Raw genomic sequence first — 21,813 nt, forward strand, 5'->3', positions numbered from 1 at the left:
TTAATAAATTTAATAATAAAATCTCTATCAAGTACGAATAAATGCAGGGTTAACGATTAACTATAGGGAATAAATATTAGAAATATTCACCTTATCACTAATACTTACTTTCAGAATATCCATCATTCATAGAGGAAACAGCGATGGGCGAAAACTATACGGTGGGTGATTATTTACTGGATCGTCTGGCACAAATCGGTATTCAGCATCTCTTCGGCGTGCCGGGCGATTACAACCTGCATTTTCTCGATCATGTCATCAGGCACTCAGAGATCGCCTGGGTCGGCTGTGCGAACGAGTTAAACGCCGCTTACGCCGCCGATGGCTATGCGCGATGCCGGCCAGCGGCGGCTTTGCTCACCACCTTCGGTGTCGGTGAACTCAGCGCGATTAACGGTATCGCAGGCAGCTATGCGGAATGCCTGCCCGTCATTCACATTGCCGCTGCGCCCAGTCTCGCGTCACAACATAACGGTGAATTACTGCATCACACATTAGGCGATGGCGACTTTAGCCACTTCTCCCGTATGGCAGCAGAAGTCACCGTTGCGCAAGCCAGCCTCACCGTCGAGAACGCCACCACAGAGATCGACAGGGTTATTGGAGAAGCGCTTGCTCAGCACAAGCCAGTATATCTGTTTCTGCCATTGGACGTGGCAGCAGCACCTACGGGTGCACGACCGCATAAACTCGTCATCCCTGAACCACTACGGTCTGATGAATCGCTGCAAGCTTTTACCGCCGCTGCCACCACGATGCTCAGCGAGGCAAAATCAGTCTCATTGCTGGCTGACTTTCTGGCTCAGCGCGTTGGCGTTGCAGGGCAAATCCAACGCTGGCTTGATAAAACACCGCTCCCCCACACCACCTTACTGATGGGGAAAGGCACGTTAAACGAGCAGCACCGCAGTTTTACCGGCACCTACGCGGGTGGTGGCAGTCATGAAGCGATCCGGGCACACATCGAAGACGCGGATGTCATTATCAGCATTGGCGTGCGCTATACCGATACGATTACCGCTGGCTTCAGCCACCAGATTTCCAGCGAAAAAAACATCGATATCCAGCCAACGCTGGCGCGCGTTGGAGGTCAGGTTTTCCCGGCGGTTCCGATGTCAGACGCTATCGCCGCGCTGGAAAACATCACCACGATACTCTCGCCCCGTTGGGATCACCGCACCATTACGCCTCCAGCCTTACCGCAGTCAGAGCACACAGACACTCTCAATCAGCGCGAACTTTGGCAACAGATGCAGCGCTTCCTCCGCTCTGACGATATTCTCGTGACCGACCAAGGCACTTCCTGCTTTGGTGCCGCTGCGCTTCGGTTACCCGCGGGCTGTCATTTCATCGTCCAACCGCTGTGGGGGTCAATCGGCTATTCTCTGCCCGCCGCATTCGGCGCACAGATTGCCGAACCGAAACGGCGCGTGGTGCTGATGATCGGCGACGGCTCACTTCAACTCACCGTGCAGGAATTGGGTTCGATCATTCGGGATCGCCTGAACATGGTGATTGTGGTGCTGAATAACCAAGGCTACACCGTTGAACGCGCGATTCACGGCCCCGAACAACGCTACAATGATATTGCCGCCTGGAACTGGACACAGCTTCCTACCGCGTTAGGGGCGAATGAAGACGAGATACTCTGCGAGCAGGTGCGCTCACCGGCCGCACTCGCGCAGGTGCTTGAGCAAGTGAACGCGGCATCGTGTTTGTCGCTGATTGAAGTGGTATTGCCGAGAATGGATATTCCCGCGCTTTTACATACCATCACGCAGTCGCTTGAGACTCGCAATACCGTGCAGTAGCACGGTATGCTTTTACCGCCTACCTCGTAAGCGGTATATTCAACGCATAAAGATGCATTTAAAATGCAATTTATAAACTGCATTCGTTGAGAGGCATCATCATGGCATACCGCGATCAATCCCTGGGTGAGTTAGCTATCGCTATTCCGCGCGCGACCAAACTCTTTCGTGAACTCAATCTGGATTTCTGCTGCGGCGGAAAGCAAACGCTCAGCCGCGCGGCTGGCAAAAAAGATCTCAATATCGACGAGCTGGAAGCACAGCTAGAAAAACTGGCCGCACAGCCTTCCGACGCGCGGGACTGGCGTGAAGCACCGCTGGCTGACATTATCGCGTACATCATCCCTCGCTTTCACGATCGCCACCGTGAACAACTGCCAGAGCTGATTCTGATGGCAGAAAAAGTCGAGCGCGTGCATCACGATAAAGCCGATTGCCCGCACGGGCTCGCAAACCAGCTGACCGCCATCTATAACGAGCTGTCTCAGCATATGATGAAAGAAGAGCGCATCCTCTTCCCAATGATCAGTCAGGGCATGGGGTCGAATGCTGCTGCACCGATTTCCATGATGGAGCATGAGCACGATGACGCCGGACGTGATGTGGAAGTGGTCAAAGAGCTGACCAACGGTGTCGTACCGCCGGAAGGTGCCTGCAACACCTGGCGTGCGCTGTACTCTGGTATCAACGAGTTCATTACCGACCTAATGGAACACATCCATCTGGAAAACAATTTGCTGTTCCCACGCGCGCTGCGCGGTGAGTAATGTCGTTTCAATAAAAAAAGAAAGTCAGTAGAAAACAAGAAAGGCCGACGAGAGGGAATGACGGATAGATTTGTCAACGAGCAGAAAGGCGCTCAGTGAGCGCCTTTTTTGTCTGGAGATTACAGAATTTCCAGCAGTTCCACTTCAAAAATCAGCGCGCTGAACGGCGGAATGGACGCACCCGCACCACGTTCGCCATACGCCAGATTGTGCGGAATATAGAGTTCCCACTTGGAACCGACTGGCATCAGCATCAACGCCTCAATCCAGCCTGGGATCACGCCGCTTACCGGGAACTCAGCAGGTTGACCACGCTGAACAGAGCTGTCGAACACGGTGCCGTCAGTCAGGCGACCGGTGTAATGCACACGTACGCGATCCTGACGGGCAGGGATCGAACCTTCACCCTGAGTCAACACACGGAATTGCAGACCGGATTCCGTGCTGTTCACGCCTTCTTTCTGCGCGTTTTCGGCCAGAAACTGTTGACCCTCTACCGCCAGCACCTGTTGGCGATCGCGACGTACCGCATCAGCACGCTCATGAACTTCACGTAGCGCACGATGAACCACATCCACAGGCACCGCAGGCGCATTACCTTCCAGCGCATCGCGTAGACCAGCAAGCAGAGCTTCTGGGATCAGGCCTTCAAGACCTGATTCCTGTAACTGTTGACCAACTTGTAAGCCGATGCCGTAACTTGCTTGCGCTTCGACGCTATCAAAAGAAGGAGTTGTCATGGATGTTCCTTTTAATCTGTAAAAAACTGAAAGCGCAGCATAACAGCGACGGGGATTGGGGTAAAATCCTGTGTGCAGGCAATCACGTTAACCGCACACCAGCCAAGCCATTCCGAGAAGCTGGCCTATACTGGTAATTCAACGCTTTCTGGTGCACCGCTTGCCTTAATCATCAACGCGTTAACTGGTCAGCTCATACGGATTGTCGGTATACTGGATTGCGTTATTATCCTGATACTGTTTTATGCCGACGCCGTCTGGCGAGTGATACAGCGTAGTGGCTGGCATAGGCATAGATAGTTGAGCTGCCGATATAGCGTTGCTAATGACATCATTTTTATATGATGCTGTTTTTATACTGAATTGTAGTAAGAGAGGTCACCATGGGCAGAATTGCGCCCAGGAAGCGTAAAACCACCTGGGATTATCAAACGCTAGTACGCTTCTGCCAGCGAATCATCCAGCGGCAGCCCTCACATGCTGTAGCCGTAGAAAACGACGAGGAACGTGAAGAGCAGGAACGTCTGCCCTCTCCTTCCCTGCGCGAGCGTCTTGGTGCCATGCTACAGAAAGTTTGGCATCTGCCCGACAGCTATCACTGGATGGAACCACTGCCGTTCCTCCACCGTCGCTGGATTTTAATCGCTATCGCACTGCTGCTCGTCGTGTTGCTCTGGCCTTACAGCGCCCAACATCCACAGCCTGCCCACACCACGCCCGTACCTCTTACTCAGGCGGATAATCAGGCTGCGATGCAGGCCGTGATTATTGAAAGCCAGCCTTCAACACCACAGCAACAGCCTGCGGCTACCGAACCACCAACGCCGTCATCAGCACCGTGGCGACAGTATGAGATCGCCTCAGGGCAAACACTGGCCCAGCTCTTTCGCGATAACAATCTGCCCGTCAGCGATGTGTTCGCGATGGCTCAGGTGGAAGGCAGGGATAAACCACTCAGCAATTTACGGGCAGGTCAGGAAGTCAAATTACAGCTGAATGCACAAGGTGTGGTCGCAGAGCTGGAGATCGAAACCACGGCGAACCAGACAATTCGTTTCACCCGTGGTGCGGACGGTGCCTTTACTCGTACTCGCTAACGAGCCAGCCGTTCCGATAGAAAATCGCGCAGAACAATAGCATGGTTGTGCTGCGCGTCTTTACTGCCATAAAGCAGCGTGATGGCTTTCTTCCCATCAAGTAACGTCAATAGCCTGTCGCACGCCGAGCCTTGCGCTAACTCATTACGATAATAATCCACAAATTCCGCCCAGCGCTCGGGTTCGGCGTGAAACCATTTGCGCAGCTCGCTGCTCGGCGCGATGTCTTTAAACCACTCAACGCCCTCCAGACGCGCTTTGCTGATGCCGCGCGGCCACAGACGGTCAATCAGAAAGGTAGGAGAAGAGAAAGGGGCGTGCGCGTCATAGACGCGAATGAGGTGAATTAAGTCAGACATGCGGCCTCCGGCCTCATTTTTTAGGTATATACCCGTCATACTTCAAGCTGCTTGTGCGTTAGCCGCCTTTACTCACCCCAGTCACTTACCTGAGTAAGCTCCTGGGATTCGCTCAGTTGCCGCCTTCACGCAACTCGAATTATTTAGGGTATAGGTAATGATAGGCCATTTCCCGATCCCTAAAATGCAAAACGCTGGCACAAGGCCAGCGTTTCACATGTTAACTAAAGTATTAATTCAACGATAAACGTGAATTATGCTTCAGCAACAACAACTACATTCAGTTCAGCAAATACATCGCTGTGTACCTGGAAGCTCACTTCGTGCTCACCCAGAGTACGCAGAACGCCGTTCGGCAGGCGAACTTCGCTCTTAGCAATGTCAACACCGGCAGCCGTTACCGCATCAGCGATATCGCGAGTACCGATGGAACCGAACAGTTTACCTTCGTCGCCAGCTTTAGACGCGATGGTAACGCTACCCAGTTCTTTGATCTTAGCAGCGCGAGCTTCAGCAGCAGCCAGAACGTCAGCCAGTTTGGCTTCCAGTTCAGCACGGCGTGCTTCGAAGAACTCAACGTTTTTCTTGGTTGCTGGGACAGCTTTGCCCTGTGGAACCAAGAAGTTACGAGCGTAGCCCGCTTTAACGTTTACCTGATCACCCAGGCTGCCCAGGTTTGCTACTTTATCAAGCAGAATAACTTGCATTACTTTATCCTCTCAAAGTCTCGTTAATGGACAGTGGCCGATTACTGATGACGGTCAGTGTACGGCAACAAAGACAAGTAACGCGCACGCTTGATAGCGCGGGCCAGCTGACGCTGGTATTTTGCACGAGTACCGGTGATACGGCTCGGAACAATCTTGCCGCTTTCAGTGATATAGTTTTTCAGCGTAGCGATATCTTTATAATCAATCTCTACAACGCCTTCCGCGGTGAAACGGCAGAATTTGCGACGACGGAAATAACGTGCCATGTGGCTAGTCTCCAGAATCTATCAATTCAATCTGCTCGGCATGTAACACTATCTTGCTCAAGCCATTGCGCCCTTGATGGCAGCTAATGAACCCGTGCACGGTAAGTTGCGTGCCGACCGTTATACTGTGGGTAACTGCTTGTGACGAGAGTCCGCTGACAATCACGGGCATACGACACCATGCTTGCCGACTCAATCCGGCTTCCTCCTGTGTCGAGCGGTGCTCAAGCACAAACTGACAGTGAGGAATGCCTGACGGGCTGACTTTACGAATGGGCGTCTTGCACACTGTGCCGGACAACACCAGACGATTTACCGTCACCACAACAATTACTCTTCAGAATCCCCTGCATCCACATCATCGCCAGCTTCAGCGAAATCTTCACGACGCTCACGGCGTTCGTCTTTCGCTTTCACCATTGGAGATGCTTCAGTTACCGCGTGCTTAACGCGCATAACCATGCTACGGATAACGGCATCGTTAAAGCGGAAGTTTGTTTCCAGCTCATCGATCGCTTCCTGCGGCGCTTCAACGTTCAGCAGAACGTAGTGTGCCTTGTGCAGTTTGTTGATCGGGTAAGCCAGCTGACGGCGGCCCCAGTCTTCCAGACGGTGGATCGTGCCCTGCGCACCAGTGATAGTGGCAGTGTAGCGCTCGATCATGCCCGGAACCTGTTCGCTCTGGTCAGGATGAACCATAAATACGATTTCGTAATGACGCATCGAATTGCTCCTTACGGATTATTCAGCCTCCTGTCTGGGTCAACCGCGGCCCGTGGAGGCAAGGAACGTGTGTATGTGCGGCTGAAAAAATGACGCGTAAGTATAGTGCCCGACATTAAAGAACACAAGGAAGAAACACAGGAGTTTTCTGCGCGGCGATATTGACGCAATCGGGACAGGATTACAGCGCTTGTCGGAAGAAATCCGCGCCCGCCCGCAACGCCGTTGGCGTAATACGGTGCCCTACGCCCGGTTCGGTCAGATACGTCAGATTAGCCAGCTTGTCGCGTGCCTGTAATGCCTGATAGAGACGTGCGCTTTCTGCCGCTGGCACGACGTCATCCGCTTCACCGTGCCACACCAGCAGCGGTCGATCGGACAACGCGTCCAGACGCGTCGTGACATCATAATCTGCCAGTTTGCTCGCTAGCGCCTGCAACACCGCCTGATTTTCCTCGCGATCGGCCGGAACCGGAGGGAACAGCGCGGACGATAGCGTAGAGAAGTAGCCGGATCCCATAAACGCCGCAACTGCCGTAATCCAGGGGTAGCGTGCCATGCATCCGAGAGCACTCATTCCACCGAGTGACGCACCGCAAACACCAATCCGTTCCCCGTCGATCAGGCCACGCTGCCGATATTCCGCGACATAGTCGGGAAATTCTTCAATATTAGATTGCAGAATATCCCAGAAATGGCACAACCGCTGCGCTTCATCCCCGTTATAGCGCGCGCCGTGCATGGCTGCATCGGCCAAAATCACCCGAAACCCGGCCTGAGCCAACGCATAACCAAAATACGAATACACCTCTTTTGATGACGTGTAACCATGAAAGAAGAAAATCGTCGGGAGGGGCTGATCTCTCCTTCCCGCAGGTGTCGCGTGAATCGTTTCAATACCGCTACCGAGTTTATCCAATGACATTTCGACCATATTTCCCTCGTTTTCCGTTCTGTCAGCCTATTTTTATGTAGCGAAATCGTATTTAGCAGAAAGGGGACGACCTTTTACGATAACCCGGCTCACAGCCATGTTCTTATCTCCGTGTCGCCTTGATTTCGTTCGGGTTTAATCAGTGCGTTTATGTAAATAAAAAATTACATTGATCCAGATCAATAACTGAAATGAATGTTTACACTCCGTGATTAATTTTTTTCCATCTACTGCCGTTAACGCATGTGAAGCAAGACTAAAAAATAACCTTTTTTATTATAAGAGACACACATATGTTGGGACTTTCTTTTAAACACTGGGGCCTGGGTATCAAGTTATCCGTCATCGCTTCCCTGAGCGTGGCAATACTTTTCATTGCATTCACCCTATCCCTCACCCGATCAGCAGGCAATCAGCTCAAAGTTCTGACCCTTAACGACATGCAGAGCCAGGTGAATGGCGTCACCGACATGATCAACATGTACGATACCAGTCTACAAGCCGAGGTCAGCAACTATACGCGGCTACTGGCGAGCTTTCTGCCGACGCGGTTTTCATTGGATACCGTTAATCGCACTCCTTTCGGCGACACCTCGCACCCAACACTTAAGGCTGGCGATACGGTATTGAACCTCAACACCGAAGTGCCGGACGACTTTCTGAGCCGTACCCACGCGATTTCAACGATTTTTGTCCGCGATGGCGAGGATTTCACGCGCGTCACTACCTCACTGAAAAAAGAAGATGGAACGCGCGCGATGGGCACCAAACTCGATCGTGAAAGCCCTGCCTATGCGCTCGTAGTGAAAGGTGAAACCTACAGCGGGTTAGCCACGCTATTCGGCAAACAGTACATCACCCAGTATCAACCGATACGCGATAGTGACAATAAGGTTATCGGTATTCTATTTGTCGGTGTCGACATCACGAAGCAGTTTACCGAGATGCAACAAACCATCCTGAACAAGAAAATGGGAGAGACAGGTCATTTCTTTGTACTTAGCACGAAAAAAGGAAAGGATGCGGGTAACTATCTTTACCACCAAACCAATGCCAATCAGCGCCCTGACTGGTCAACAGGTGCGTTAGAGAACGTGCTGGCGACCAGTAATGGTACGCTTGAATACGACAACAACACGATGACGGGCGAAGAAAGAACCCGAATCATGGTGTACCGCAGTATTCCGCAATGGAACTGGATTGTTGCAGGTACGGTGAGCAAAGAAAGTCTCATGGCAGAGGTTAATCACACCCGTAACTTGTTTTTGGGCGGCGGCATTATTCTGGTTCTGCTCTTCGCAGGATTTTTTGTCATGCTGACGCGCAAATGGCTAAGCCAGCCGCTGGTTGAAATCGTTAAAGTGGCGGAACAGTTTTCTGCTGGTAACCTGACGGCCACGCTTTCCAGCAACCGGAGCGACGAAGTAGGTCGCCTGATTGATGCGATTAACGGTATCGGACACGGGCTGACCACCATTGTGTCGCAGGTGAGAAATTCGGCAGAAGAAATCAGCACCGCGACCGATGCGTTGGCTGCCGATAGTGAAAACATCAGCGAGCAGATTGCCCGTCAGGCTAGTAGCGTCGAAGAGACCTCTGCCAGCATGGAGCAGCTCTCCGCCAGCGTGAAACAGAACGCCGATAACGTCTCCGCCGCCAAAGATCTGGCAGAACAGAGCGCAGCAGCAGCACGAAACGGCAGTCAAACCGTCACCGACTCTGTCTCCACGATGAGCGACATCAAGAACTCCTCACAGCGGATTGCCGATATCACGACGGTGATCGAATCTATCGCTTTCCAGACCAATATTCTGGCGCTGAATGCGGCAGTTGAAGCCGCTCGTGCGGGTGAGCACGGCAGAGGCTTCGCCGTGGTTGCTGCTGAAGTGCGTGCGCTGGCACAGCGCAGTTCTACCGCAGTGAAAGAGATCGAAACTCTGATTGATGAGTCGCTGGAGAAAATCGAAGCGGGCTACCATTTCTCAGAAAAAACGCAGGCGGTAATGGACGACTTACGTAACCGCATCCTGCAAGTCAGCACCATCGTGAACGATATTGATATCGCCTCACGCGAGCAGTCCGCCGGTATTGGTCAGGTCAATATCGCGATTGTACAGATTGGTCAGGCAACGCAGGAAAACACCATTCTGGTCAATAACTCGGAAGACACCGCACAGAGTCTGCGCCAGAAAGGCCACCACCTCAGCGAGCTGGTCAGCGTATTTCGTATTTAACCACCCGTCATGGCCATCGTGTTACAGATATTGCACGATGGCCCCCACTTGGGTATTATGCCGACGTTTTTTCATCCATCCCCCAACTGACAAAGGAGACGACATCATGACAACACTCACTCTGATTCTTTGCAGGACATCTCGGGACTAATTCCGCATTCTTTTCCGCTTTGCGTTATCCCCCCAGCTGTAGCCTGCCTTACCCTATTTTTAAATTGATCAGCAGGATGATCTATGGGCAATGCTATTCGCTCTATTTCGGCGCGCGTCAGTGTGATCGCGACGGAAAATACCTGGATTGAAGATAAAGCAATCCAACAGCTTCAAATTACATCACAACTTCCCGATATGGTTCGTGTGGCCGGCATGCCAGATTTGCATCCGGGACGTGGTTACCCTATCGGCGCTGCCTTTTTTTCACAGCAGCGTTTCTATCCGGCGCTGGTCGGAAACGACATCGGCTGCGGTATGGCACTATGGCGCACGAGCCTGAACGCCAACAAAATTTCTCTGGATAAGCTGGAGAAACGGCTTGGCAATATCGATGGACCACTGGAAGACGATATCGACATTCCCCCATCGCTGGCGGATTTCCGCTATTCGCTGGGCACCATCGGCGGCGGTAACCACTTTGCGGAATTGCAGCAGCTTGATGAAATTTATCAGCCAGAGACGCTGCACGCTCTGCACATCGATCCTAAAGAGCTACTGCTGCTCGTACATAGCGGCTCGCGCGGCTTAGGACAAACCATACTGGAAGCCCACGTGCGGGAATTCGGCCATCAGGGGCTTGAAGCTAACACGCCAGCCGCTGACGCCTATCTGGAACAACATCAGTTCGCACTGACGTTTGCCATCAATAACCGGCGACTGATCGCTCAACGCATGCTGGAGCGCTGGCATACGGAAGGCGATGTTGCACTGGACGTGAACCACAATCTGGTGACATCGACAACGATTGAAGGCATTGCTGGCTGGCTGCACCGCAAAGGCGCGACACCAGCCGACTGCGGACCGGTCATCATTCCTGGCTCGCGCGGTGACTACAGCTATATTGTGCAACCCATTCCTCACGCCGACAGCCTGTATTCACTGGCACATGGCGCAGGCAGAAAATGGATGCGCACAGAGTGTAAAGATCGGCTGTCTTCACGTTATAGCGTCCAGCAACTGGCACGTACTCGTTTCGGCAGCCGCGTGATTTGCCAGGACAGGCAACTGATTTTTCAGGAAGCGCCGGAAGCCTACAAGCCAATAGATAGCGTGATCGGCGCAATGCAACAGGCGGGATTAATCACGCTGATTGCTCGTCTGAAACCCGTACTCACCTACAAAACGTGCGGGGAGGACAAATGATATTGCTTCAGCTTTCCGCCGCGCAGGGGCCGGACGAATGCATGCTGGCAACCGCAAAAGCGTTGCAGGCTCTGACACGAGATGCAGCACAGCGCGGCATCGAGTGTGAGATCATCGAAACCGAAGCGGGAAAACGTGCTGGTACGCTACGTTCCGCCTTGGTGCTGTTAAACGGTGAGCAAGCGGAACCGCTGGCTACAAGCTGGTGCGGTACGCTTCAGTGGACGTGCAATAGCCCCTGGCGTAAAGGTGGCGGACGCAAAAACTGGTTTATCGGCATCGCACGCTTTCATCAGGAACAGGCGTTTGCGGATAACGAGATTCGTTTTGAAGCCACAAAATCCTCTGGTCCCGGCGGACAACATGTGAACAAAACCGAGTCTGCCGTCCGTGCGACGCATATCGCCAGTGGTATCACGGTGAAAGTACAGAGTGAGCGCAGCCAGCACGCCAACAAACGGCTCGCCTGTTATCTCATCGCTTACCGTCTGGAGGCGTTGCAGCAGCAACAGCACGCCGAGCTACGGGCACAGCGGCGTCTGTTCCACCACCAAATCGAACGCGGTAACCCGGTAAAAGTCTTCAAAGGCGAAGACTTCACGCTGGTTGCCTCACGCTAACCTCAACTCACGGGCGGACACCGACTGCCGCCCGTTATTTTTTCCTCTTAAAGAGAATGCCATCGGTCCAATGATAGCGCTACACTCCCGCTATCGACTCCTGTCAGGCTGAAACGATGAACCTCGTGCGGATACTTTTCTTACCCTTAATACTAATGCTGTCCGGCTGCCAGATGATACAAGGTAAGCCTGTCGCGGCACCGCCTCCTGCGGAGAAAGCACTCGAAATTCGCTATGCGCAAACCAGCAAGTTGGAAAAAATGGGGACAATTTCGGTTAACGAGCGCGGAAATGCTGATGATGTGGATCGCGCCCTTCAACAGAAAGCCGATGCCTCCGGCGCGCATTATTATGTGATTGTGCTGAAATCCGAGGCAGCAACGCTACCCGGCATGTGGTTCGCGCGCGCCGTGCTGTATCGCTGAATCTAAGGGACACACAGTAAAACAATACCGGGCAGTTCCCCGGTATTGTCACGCCACGGCACATTAATACGACATACACGCCGCATTCAGGATCCCGCCGCTGAGCGAGGCAGCGCAGAGAAAGGTGCCGGAAGCGATATCGTTATTCTGAATATGCTGGCTGAGGCGCGGCATATACAGGCGCACAGCGAAATAAATCAGCAATTGCACCACCAGCGCAACCACGCCCCAGGTGATGTAATCCACCAGACTCACCGAGTTAATCGCCGCACTGGAAAGCGGGATCACATAGCCAATCAATGCCCCACCAAACCCAATAGCAGCCGTACCGTTGTTCTCTTTAATCAGCGCCCATTCATCATGCGGCGTGATACGGGTGTAGATAAACAGAAAGGCTAGCACCATAGCAAACCCGATAAAGAAATAGGACGCAAAAGCGAGTAGCGAGGTAACAATAGGCATAGCATTATTCCTTTTAATAAGAGCTGTTGGCGTATCAGCGATAAATCATCGAGATAAGAGAAAGAATATAGATGATTCTTGCATAGCAAAGCGTTTATACATGACTTTACGTGATAACCAATGCGAGCCCTCTAACGACAGCGGGGTGCCTCATGGCACCCCGCTGCTATCAATCACCGTGCTGATTACGCCCGTTGGCGAACGGCTTCAAACAGACATACGCCAGTAGCAACCGACACATTCAGTGAAGACACGCTGCCCGCCATCGGAATGCTAATCAATTCATCGCAGTGCTCGCGGGTCAGGCGACGCATGCCTTCCCCTTCCGCGCCCATTACCAGCGCCAGCGGCCCGGTCAGTTTGCTTTGGTACAGCGTATGATCCGCTTCCCCCGCCGTACCGACGATCCAGATATTACGCTCCTGCAACAGGCGCATCGTACGCGCCAGATTGGTCACGCTGATAACCGGTACGGTTTCCGCTGCGCCACAGGCCACCTTCTTCACTGTCGCATTGAGTTGCGCGGAACGATCGCGAGGCACAATCACCGCATGTACGCCAGCCCCATCCGCATTACGCAGGCACGCGCCCAGGTTGTGTGGATCGGTCACGCCGTCCAATATCAGCAGGAAAGGGGTTTCCAGATTGTCTAACAGCGCAGGCAGATCGTTTTCCTGATATTTCCGCCCTTCTTTGACTTTCGCGACGATCCCCTGATGCACCGCGTCGTCGGCCTGCTTATCCAGCCATTGGCGATTCGCCACTTGAATGACGATGCCCTGCGCTTCCAGTTCTGCAATCACAGGCTGAAGGCGACGATCGTCACGCCCCTTCAGAACAAAAACTTCCAGAAAACGCTGTGGATCGCGCTCAAGCAGTGCCTTAACCGCGTGGATACCGTAAATAATTTCGCTCATTGATACTCTTCACATTGTGTAAAGCGAGATAACATTCGTCTTACGGGTTGTAGAGACCGAAGCCTCTACAACGTTAAGCCGTTCGTTATTCCTCAGATTTCTTCTTTGCTCGTTTAGCCTTTGTCGCGGCGGCGATTTTACGCGTTTTTTCCGCGTTCTTTTTCGCTTTATCGCGGTTCTTTTTCGGCTTGGCTTTTTGCTTATCCGACTTCGCGTTGCTATCGCCTTCTTTGCGGAATGCGGCATCCGGCTCAAAGTTTGCCGGCGCTTTGCTGGCGCTGCGACGACGTCGAACTGGCTTGGCCTCACGCGAATCCGGCTTCTTCACACGGTCGCGTGCAGTTTTACCTTCGCCGCGCACCTTGCGGGTGCTGGAAATCAGCGCGAAATCAATGTTGCGCTCATCCATATGAACGGCTTCAACACGAATTTCGACTTCATCACCCAGGCGATAAACCTGCCCGCGCGATTCACCGATCAGCCGCTGTCCGATATTATCGTAGCGGTAGTAATCATTATCCAGCGTGGAAACGTGCACCAGCCCATCGATAAACAGCTCTTTCAGGCGCACGAAGAAGCCAAAACCGGTTACGCTGGAAATGATTCCCGTAAAGACTTCGCCAACGTGATCCTGCATAAAGTCGCATTTCAACCAGTCCGCAACGTCACGCGTGGCTTCATCCGCACGGCGCTCTGTCATCGAGCAATGCATACCCAGCTGTAGCATCTCGTTAATGTCGCTATGCCAGCCGCCCGTTGACGTCCAGCGCTCATGACGATCGCTCAACAGATACTTAATCGCGCGGTGCAGCGACAGGTCAGGATAGCGACGAATCGGTGACGTAAAATGGCCGTAAGAGGTTAATGCCAGACCGAAGTGGCCTCGGTTCTCTGGGTCATAAACCGCCTGCTTCATTGAACGCAGCAGCATAGTTTGCAGCATTTCCCGGTCGGGACGTTCAGCCAACTCATTCATCAATTCCGCGTAATCTTTCGGCTGTGGCTTCATTCCGCCTTTCAGCGTCAGCCCCAGCTCACCCAGTACACTACGCAGGGCTAATACATGGTCTTCACTCGGTTGATCGTGTACGCGGAACAGCGCAGGCTCTTCATTTTTCTCCACAAATTTCGCCGCGGAGATATTCGCCAGAATCATGCACTCTTCGATCAGCTTGTGCGCATCGTTACGCACCACCGCTTCCACACGGTCGATACGGCGTTCAGCGTTGAAAATGAACTTCGCCTCTTCCGTTTCAAACGCGATGCCGCCACGCAATTCACGCGCGTGTTCAAGCACCTTGTACATGCGATGCAGCTCTTCCAATCCACCGACCAGCGGCTTGTAGTGCTCGCGCAGCTCGGCATCACCTTGCAGAATATTCCACACTTTGGTGTAGGTCAGGCGCGCATGTGAACTCATCACGGCTTCATAGAACTTATAGGACGACAGCTTACCCTGCGCCGAAATAGTCATTTCACAGACCATACACAGGCGATCGACTTGCGGGTTAAGCGAACACAGCCCGTTTGACAGGACTTCCGGCAACATCGGCACCACCTGCGATGGGAAATACACCGAGGTGCCACGCGCCCGCGCTTCATGGTCGAGCGGCGTATTCGGCCGAACGTAATAGCTCACGTCCGCAATCGCAACCCATAAACGCCAGCCACCGCCACGTTTCGGTTCACAGTGCACCGCGTCATCGAAATCGCGAGCATCTTCGCCGTCAATGGTGACCAGCGGCAACTTACGCAGATCCACACGGCCTTTTTTCGCGGCTTCTGGCACCTCTTCGGAGAGATCTTTCACCTGCTCTTCCACTTTAGGTGGCCAGGTGTGCGGAATATCATGGGTACGCAGAGCGATATCCACCGCCAGCCCGGTGCCCATGTTGTCACCGAGGATCTCGACGATCTTACCCACCGCTTTCGTGCGGCGCGTGGCGCGTTGCGTCAGCTCAACCACCACCACGAAGCCCATGCGAGCGCCGTTAATTTCTTCTTTCGGGATCAGAATATCGAAGCTCAGTCGGCTATCATCCGGCACCACGAACCCGACACCCGCGTCGACAAAATAGCGGCCGACAATTTGTCCGGTACGCGGTTCCAGCACGCGCACAATGCGCCCTTCACGACGTCCTTTACGATCCGCACCCAGCGGCTGCGCCAGCGCAACATCGCCGTGAATCGCCCGTTTCATCTCTTCAGCCGACAGATAAAGATCGTCTTTACGGCCTTCCACGCGCAGGAAGCCGAAACCATCGCGGTGACCAATAACCGTACCGCGCAGCAGATCGAGTTTTTCCGGCAACGCATAGCACTGACGGCGGGTAAAAATAAGCTGACCATCACGCTCCATCGCACGCAGGCGGCGGCGCAGCGCTTCGAGGGGTTCTTCTCCGGTTAATTGCAGGTCGGCGGCTAATTCTTCCCGGCTAATTGGGGTATCGCGCTTGGCGATGTGCGCCAAAATATATTCACGACTGGGGATGGGGGATTCGTATTTTTCTGCTTCTCGTTCCAGGAATGGATCTTGTGACATTGCGGTTCCTCCGTTGTCATCAGCAGGAGGCTGAACAAAATTCATTCAACCAACAATAATTTATAAAGCGGTGGGTTTTCTTTGACCATATCAGCCAGCGTGTATTGATCCAGCTCTTGCAGGAAATTTTGTACCGCCTGTTGAAGCACCTGCTTCAAGCGGCAGGCTGGCGTAATGTGGCAAAAATCATGGCTACAGTTGACCAATGTGAGCGGCTCCAGTTCACGCACAACATCACCAATTCGGATGGTTTCTGCCGGTTTTCCAAGACGGATACCGCCATTCTTGCCGCGCACGGCCATCACCAACCCAGCACGACTAAGTTGATTGATAATTTTGACCATATGATTACGGGACACGCCATACACTTCCGTTACTTCCGAAATGCTGGTCATTTTCCCGCCCGGCAGCGATGCCATGTAAATCAGCGCCCGCAAACCATAATCCGTAAAACTTGTTAACTGCACATAAACCTCGGATACCTCTGGGTATCATTGACTGGCGTATTGAGTACGCCCCTGAAAAACCAACGCTATTAACAGATAATAAACCAGGCGTAAACGCTACGGCTAATTATTTATACCCTCATGTGTTAAGAGAAATATGTGTTGAGAGAAACCTTTGTTCTGAGAAGCCTGGGTTGCGGGAGGCTCTCAACGACATCCTTCTTGCCCAATCCCTTTTACGCCTGCCATATCTTTTTAATTTTATCTCACCACAACACAGATAACGTATTCTCTTGGATTGCACACACCACATCTAATGATGACTGGGTTATCACCCACGAAGGCGGCGTAAGGAAAAGGACACCATGAGGTTGAAAAATATTTCTATCCGTACCGGCTTATTAACGTTATTGCTGCTAACCACCCTGTTACTGCTTATCGTCAGCAGCATGGGCGTAGTCGCCATTAAGAAAGACAGGGAAACCCTGACAGCACAAAACCAGATTCAGGGCATTGAGCTGGGTAACCTGATGAGCGGCTATAACCAGACGCTCAGCGCGCGCGCCTCGGCAACGCTCGCCGTCAGGAAAATCGAAATCGGTCTGCTGGACGACGGTGCTAAGGAAACAGGGAGCGTAGAGAAGCATCTCCGCCAATCGCAGGAAGACATTGAACGCGTGATCAAATCGGCCAAGGCCGATCCCAAACAGCAGGCGCTGGCGCAAGACGTGTTGAAAACCTATCAGGCTTATTTTCAGCAGGGCATGACGCCGATGCTGAGCGCACTGCAAAAACAGTATACCGACGAATATTATGACGTTCTGGAAAAACAGCTCGGCCCACTGAGCGAAGCCTTTGATTTGTCGATCCAGAATTTCCGACAGTATGCTCAGCAACTTTCTGAACAGGGTCTGGCGCAGTCCGAACGTAATGAGAGCATGATGCTATTACTCATTGCCATCGCCTGCCTGCTGTCCATCACACTGGTTGCACTAGCTTGGGTCGCACTGCGGCACATGCTGCTCAAACCGCTGGACTATGCCATTGAGCAATTGGAACAGGTTGCCGCCGGTAACTTGACCCGTCGCCTGATTCAAGGCGGAAATAACGAACTGGGTCGGCTCAATGATGCCATCGGCCGTATGCAAGGGGCACTGCTGGAATCGGTTAGCCAGGTGCGCGATGCCAGCACGCAAATCGATCTCGGTAGCCGCGAACTGTTTGAAGAAAACGCCCAACTTTCCCAACGCACTGAAGAATCCGTTGCCGCACTGGAACAGACAGCCGCAAGCATGGAGCAATTGAGCGCAACAGTGAAACTCAATGCCGATCACGCGGAACTCGCACATCAGCTCGCCAATAATGTCTCAAACACCAGCAGCCGCAGCAACGAGTCCGTCTGTTACGTTATTGAAAAAATGCAGGAGATCGCCACCAGCGCCAAGCGCATCAATGACATTCTCAGCGTCATTGACGGCATCGCGTTCCAGACTAACATTCTGGCACTGAACGCCTCCGTCGAGTCCGCTCGCGCAGGCGAACAAGGCAGGGGCTTTGCCGTCGTCGCCGGAGAAGTCCGTAATCTCGCGCAGCATAGTGCACAGGCGGCGAAAGAGATCCGCTCGTTGATTGTAGATTCCCAGACGCGTGTGTCCGAAGGGCTTGAATTAGCCTCTAAAGCAGGCGAAACCATGGACGAAGTGACCGACGAAATCATCCGAATTACACAACTGATGCGAGACATTTCCACCGCCACGCAAGAACAGCATCGTGGTATTGAGCAGGTTAACGTCGCTTTCACACAGATCGACAAGGTCGCTCAGCACAACGCACAGCTCGTCAAAGCCTCATCTGCGACTACGCAGTCGTTGGAGCAGCAGTCCCAGCAGTTGATGCGATCTATGGCGCTGTTTCAGGTAGAACCTCGCCTTTCCTAATCTACAGAGGTATTACATCGCCTGTGGTCAGCCTCAGCGCTGGCCACAGGCATTCTCCCGCCAATCCCCCCATTTACGTCATCCTCTTTAAAAATCGAATAAATAATCGAACAAGGCAGGAACCCTCTTCACGCTTAACGCACTTATTTATAGGTATATACCCGTCATACTTCTAGCTGCATGTGCGTTGGCTACGTTCATTCACCCGAATCACTTACCTGAGTAAGCTCATCGGGATTCTCTCTCTTGCCGCCTTCCTGCAACTCGAATTATTTAGGGTATAGTTTCAGATAATTTGAGTATTATTTTTTTACCGCTATTCTCTGTTTTTGTACATAGGCGTATAAATAGAGTGACAGCATAAAAGCGGCAAGAATAGCCGCATAAATATATTGAATAAAAAGACAATAAAAACATCTTATTGGTGAATGAAATCATACACTTCAGGTCACTAATTACATATCAATATAATATCCATTAATCTAATTAATAGCAGGCTATTTTATTAATTCATTCCATTGATTTTCGCGTAAAAAAGGGGATTGCCGATCGCCCGATAACACCACAGACGGCATCACGATAAAATGACGCCTCTGACAATAGCGAATCAAGGATAAAGACAGAAAGAATATAGGCAGAGATAAACATGAATAATCAGTCAGTTGATTTGATTACCAGGTTTGACAGTGAAGCCAAACTACACGCGCTTGATTCCATTTATGCCATTGCCGAATTCGATCTGGCAGGAAAACTGGTTGAGGCCAATCCTCTTTTTTGCAAAATGCTGGGCTATAAAAAAGAAGATATTATTCAGAAAAATCATACATTTTTTCTGCCAGAAGCACAGCGCCAAAAACACGATCATTTCTGGCACGATGTGGTGAAAGGAAATATCAACGCAGGCGAATTCCAGCGCAAAACGCAAAAAGGAGAAATTATTTGGCTCCATGCTGCTTATACGCCAATTATCGATGACAAAGGCCGACGTATCGGCATCATAAAGCTGGCAACGGATATTACGCAGGAAAAACGTCTCGTGTCAGAGCATCGCGCACAGTTGGATGCGATTGAGAACGCGCAGGGCGTTATCGAGTTTGATAAAGACGGCTATATCACCCACATCAATAAACATTATCTGGTGCTGACAGGCTATGAGGAAAAGGAATTACTCGGTCAGCATCACAGGTTACTCTGCAACCCCGCAGATACCGAACAAGCAGACTACCAAACGTTTTGGGAAACCTTGCATCGCGGCCACCCGATCAGCGGGCGCTTCCACCGGCTGGGCAAAGACAGCCATTCATACTGGATACAAGCGACCTACAGCCCAATCATGGATAGTGACGGTAATGTAAGAAAAATCATTAAATATGCTCACAACATCACGCAAAACGTCGAAACCGAAAAGAAAGCCCATCAGCAAGGCATCATTCTCGATATCCTGCTGTCAGTCCACGACAGCTTTCTGCTCGACCACAATTTGCCTTCCGCCTGCGATAAAGTCTTTGAGCGGCTACTCAGCGTCACCAATAGCACCTTCGGCTTCATCGCCACATTGCAGGAAGATGAAGACGGCCAGTCGCTCTATCTTCCCGCGATATCCAATCTTGCCTGGGATGAAGAAACCCTGGCATGGTACAGAAACCAGCGTAAAACCCACGGTGGCCTGAGGCTCCGTAAACTGGATAACTTGTTTGGCCATGTGGTTACCCACAATACGGTGGTGTGCACCAATAATCTGCTGAGGCAAAAGGCTGGCCGGGATCTTCCCCCCATCCATCCCGCCCTGTATTCCCTGCTCGGGATTCCTATTACCCACAACGGCAAAGCGATCGGGATGATCGCGCTGGCTAACCGCCGTGAAGGTTACGACCAAACGATGATCGCGTTACTGGCACCGCTGGTGAAAACGCTCGGCATCATTATTCATGCGCGTTCACTTGAGGATGAACGCACACAAATAGAAGCCTCCCTGCGCTTTAACGCGGGACATGATTTTCTTACCGGACTACCGAATCGCAGTAGCTTCTTCGAGCAGGCTAGCGCCTTTTTTCTACTCAAGCAGCAAAGCCAGCACACGGACAAAGGCTGTCTGGTGATTATCGATATCGATTTATTCAAAAACATTAACGATCAATACGGCCATTTGGCTGGCGATGCCGTCCTGAAAGAGCTGGCCATGCTCATGCGCATGTCGCTGCGTCAGGAAGATCTGGTCGCCCGCCTTGGGGGTGAAGAATTCATTATTCTGTTAAAAGATGTCGCTTATCAAACGGCAGTGGTAACGATTGAGCGTATTCGACAAGCCATTGAGCAGCATAGTCTGGAATACGATTGCCAGAATCTGCATTTCACAATTAGCGCAGGCATTGCCGCCTATCGTTCCGGCCTTGCTTCGGTTGAAGACTGGATTCAGTTAGCCGATGAAAACCTCTATGCGGCTAAACGGCAAGGGCGCAACTGCGTGAAATAAGCCCATCCTGACAGCGCTGCTGGTAGCTTTGCTCAAACGTTTGCATTCCCGCAACGGCTCCCGTCTGAATCAGGCCGGGGAGCTGGTGCGTTTTCCCTTCCCGAATCAGGTTGCTGACTGCCGCAGTGGCGGTCAGTACTTCATAAAGCGCGATTCGTCCCCCTCGCGCGGCAGATAACAGTTTTTGCGTCACCACCGCCTGCAAACAGGTAGCTAACTGGCTGCGAACATAGGCTTTCTCTTCACCGGGAAAGACGTCAATTAGACGATCGACTGCCTGCGCCGCGCTACGTGTATGCAGCGTCGACAACACCAGATGGCCGGTTTCTGCCGCCGTCAGCGCCAGCCGAATTGTCTCCGTATCGCGCAGTTCTCCCAGCAGAATGACATCGGGATCTTCCCGCAATGCGGCTCGTAGTGCCTGCGCAAACGACACGCTGTGCGCACCGATCTCCCGCTGTTGAATCAAACAGCGTCGGCTGGCATGGAGAAACTCGCTCGGATCCTCCAGCGTAATCACATGGCGATCGCAGCTGTCGTTTAACGCCCCAAGCATTGCCGCCAGCGTCGTGGATTTGCCGCTCCCCGTCGCACCGGTAATCAGGATCAGTCCGTTCGGTTTTTCCAGCAGCGTAGAGAAAACGAGTGGCGCATGTAATGCATCCAATGACGGTTGAACGGACGGGATAACGCGCAGCGCCGCAGACAGCCCCTCACGCTGGCGAAACACATTCACCCGCAGGCGCTGTCCATCGGGCAACATTAATGCCCCATCCACCTGACCGGCTTGCCGAAGTTGTTCGCTCTGAGCCGGTTCGAGCCAGGCATCGCACCATTGCGCCACTTGATCTGGCGTTAAACGTGGTAAGGTATTTTCAGGCTGTAGCCGCCCATCCACGCGCAACACCGGCGGGTGGCCGCTACAAAGGTGCAGATCCGAGGCATTATGTTTTACACTACGCGCTATCCACTCATCCAATTCCATAGATTAACC

Annotated in this window: 21 protein-coding genes; 9 read left to right on the plus strand and 12 right to left on the minus strand. The window is 52.4% G+C overall.

Translation table 11 applies throughout. The features are described from left to right. Positions 1-143: 143 nt before the first annotated feature. Positions 144-1,811, plus strand: a complete 1,668-nt coding sequence (ipdC, locus tag KKH3_RS15810; protein WP_039361318.1) for an indolepyruvate decarboxylase — start codon at positions 144-146, stop codon at positions 1,809-1,811. 101 nt (positions 1,812-1,912) lie between these two features. Further along, positions 1,913-2,578 (plus strand): iron-sulfur cluster repair protein YtfE, encoded by a 666-nt coding sequence (gene ytfE, locus KKH3_RS15815; RefSeq protein WP_039361320.1) that lies wholly within the window; start codon positions 1,913-1,915, stop codon positions 2,576-2,578. 119 nt (positions 2,579-2,697) lie between these two features. On the opposite strand, the gene bamJ is transcribed toward ytfE, so the two are convergent. Next, positions 2,698-3,318: a BamJ family beta-barrel-assembly machinery protein gene (bamJ, locus tag KKH3_RS15820; RefSeq protein ID WP_039361322.1), complete on the minus strand. Its 621-nt coding sequence runs from the start codon at positions 3,316-3,318 to the stop codon at positions 2,698-2,700. A 383-nt stretch (positions 3,319-3,701) separates the two neighbouring features. On the opposite strand from bamJ, the gene KKH3_RS15825 reads away from it, so the two are divergent. Beyond that, complete coding sequence (locus KKH3_RS15825; protein WP_039361325.1) at positions 3,702-4,415, plus strand: LysM-like peptidoglycan-binding domain-containing protein; 714 nt, start codon at positions 3,702-3,704, stop codon at positions 4,413-4,415. Here KKH3_RS15825 and KKH3_RS15830 read toward each other — a convergent pair. The 6 genes from KKH3_RS15830 to yjfP form a co-directional block, all read right to left on the minus strand. Then, on the minus strand, positions 4,412-4,774 hold the full coding sequence (locus KKH3_RS15830; protein WP_039361327.1) for a DUF488 domain-containing protein: 363 nt from the start codon (positions 4,772-4,774) through the stop codon (positions 4,412-4,414). The two genes, KKH3_RS15825 and KKH3_RS15830, sit on opposite strands and share 4 nt — an antisense overlap. 254 nt (positions 4,775-5,028) lie before the next feature. Then, entirely contained in the window at positions 5,029-5,481 is a 453-nt protein-coding gene (rplI, locus tag KKH3_RS15835; protein ID WP_010279043.1) for a 50S ribosomal protein L9, read from the minus strand. 41 nt (positions 5,482-5,522) lie between these two features. Next, on the minus strand, positions 5,523-5,750 hold the full coding sequence (gene rpsR / locus KKH3_RS15840; RefSeq protein ID WP_005974788.1) for a 30S ribosomal protein S18: 228 nt from the start codon (positions 5,748-5,750) through the stop codon (positions 5,523-5,525). 4 nt (positions 5,751-5,754) lie between these two features. After that, positions 5,755-6,075 (minus strand): primosomal replication protein N, encoded by a 321-nt coding sequence (gene priB / locus KKH3_RS21890; RefSeq protein WP_015841576.1) that lies wholly within the window; start codon positions 6,073-6,075, stop codon positions 5,755-5,757. Between the two features lie 5 nt (positions 6,076-6,080). Next, complete coding sequence (gene rpsF / locus KKH3_RS15845) at positions 6,081-6,473, minus strand: 30S ribosomal protein S6 (protein ID WP_005974793.1); 393 nt, start codon at positions 6,471-6,473, stop codon at positions 6,081-6,083. Positions 6,474-6,654: 181 nt separating this feature from the next. Beyond that, a complete protein-coding gene (gene yjfP / locus KKH3_RS15850) occupies positions 6,655-7,407 on the minus strand; it encodes an esterase (protein WP_039361328.1) in 753 nt (250 codons plus the stop codon). A 293-nt stretch (positions 7,408-7,700) separates the two neighbouring features. On the opposite strand from yjfP, the gene KKH3_RS15855 reads away from it, so the two are divergent. From KKH3_RS15855 to bsmA, 4 genes are all read left to right on the plus strand, one after another. After that, the gene (locus KKH3_RS15855; protein WP_039361330.1) at positions 7,701-9,641 is read left to right on the plus strand and encodes a methyl-accepting chemotaxis protein; all 1,941 of its coding nucleotides are present in this window, start codon (positions 7,701-7,703) and stop codon (positions 9,639-9,641) included. Positions 9,642-9,875: 234 nt separating this feature from the next. Beyond that, on the plus strand, positions 9,876-10,997 hold the full coding sequence (locus KKH3_RS15860) for an RNA ligase RtcB family protein (RefSeq protein WP_039361332.1): 1,122 nt from the start codon (positions 9,876-9,878) through the stop codon (positions 10,995-10,997). Further along, positions 10,994-11,617 carry a peptide chain release factor H gene (gene prfH / locus KKH3_RS15865; RefSeq protein WP_039361334.1) on the plus strand — a complete coding sequence of 208 codons (624 nt, stop codon included), beginning with the start codon at positions 10,994-10,996 and terminating at the stop codon, positions 11,615-11,617. Before KKH3_RS15860 ends, prfH begins: the two co-directional genes overlap by 4 nt. Positions 11,618-11,733: 116 nt before the next feature. Next, positions 11,734-12,042: a biofilm peroxide resistance protein BsmA gene (gene bsmA / locus KKH3_RS15870; protein WP_039361337.1), complete on the plus strand. Its 309-nt coding sequence runs from the start codon at positions 11,734-11,736 to the stop codon at positions 12,040-12,042. Between the two features lie 63 nt (positions 12,043-12,105). Here bsmA and KKH3_RS15875 read toward each other — a convergent pair whose 3' ends face one another. The 4 genes from KKH3_RS15875 to nsrR all read right to left on the minus strand — a co-directional run bounded on the left by KKH3_RS15875 (position 12,106) and on the right by nsrR (position 16,430). Continuing rightward, positions 12,106-12,504 carry a DUF350 domain-containing protein gene (locus KKH3_RS15875; protein WP_039361338.1) on the minus strand — a complete coding sequence of 133 codons (399 nt, stop codon included), beginning with the start codon at positions 12,502-12,504 and terminating at the stop codon, positions 12,106-12,108. 185 nt (positions 12,505-12,689) lie between these two features. After that, positions 12,690-13,421, minus strand: a complete 732-nt coding sequence (gene rlmB, locus KKH3_RS15880; RefSeq protein WP_015841585.1) for a 23S rRNA (guanosine(2251)-2'-O)-methyltransferase RlmB — start codon at positions 13,419-13,421, stop codon at positions 12,690-12,692. Positions 13,422-13,506: 85 nt separating this feature from the next. Then, positions 13,507-15,963 (minus strand): ribonuclease R, encoded by a 2,457-nt coding sequence (rnr, locus tag KKH3_RS15885; RefSeq protein ID WP_039361341.1) that lies wholly within the window; start codon positions 15,961-15,963, stop codon positions 13,507-13,509. 41 nt (positions 15,964-16,004) lie between these two features. Next, positions 16,005-16,430, minus strand: a complete 426-nt coding sequence (nsrR, locus tag KKH3_RS15890; protein ID WP_039361343.1) for a nitric oxide-sensing transcriptional repressor NsrR — start codon at positions 16,428-16,430, stop codon at positions 16,005-16,007. 344 nt (positions 16,431-16,774) lie between these two features. Between nsrR and KKH3_RS15895 the strand changes: the two genes are divergently transcribed. Both KKH3_RS15895 and KKH3_RS15900 read left to right on the plus strand, forming a co-directional pair. After that, a complete protein-coding gene (locus KKH3_RS15895; RefSeq protein ID WP_039361345.1) occupies positions 16,775-18,346 on the plus strand; it encodes a methyl-accepting chemotaxis protein in 1,572 nt (523 codons plus the stop codon). Positions 18,347-18,992: 646 nt separating this feature from the next. Then, a complete protein-coding gene (locus KKH3_RS15900; RefSeq protein WP_039361347.1) occupies positions 18,993-20,819 on the plus strand; it encodes a sensor domain-containing diguanylate cyclase in 1,827 nt (608 codons plus the stop codon). Here KKH3_RS15900 and KKH3_RS15905 read toward each other — a convergent pair. After that, positions 20,788-21,804, minus strand: coding sequence for a type IV pilus twitching motility protein PilT (locus tag KKH3_RS15905; protein WP_039361349.1), 1,017 nt, complete (start codon positions 21,802-21,804; stop codon positions 20,788-20,790). The genes KKH3_RS15900 and KKH3_RS15905 overlap by 32 nt on opposite strands. Positions 21,805-21,813 lie beyond the last annotated feature (9 nt).

The organism is Pectobacterium actinidiae, assembly GCF_000803315.1.
Taxonomy (GTDB): Bacteria; Pseudomonadota; Gammaproteobacteria; order Enterobacterales; family Enterobacteriaceae; genus Pectobacterium; species Pectobacterium actinidiae.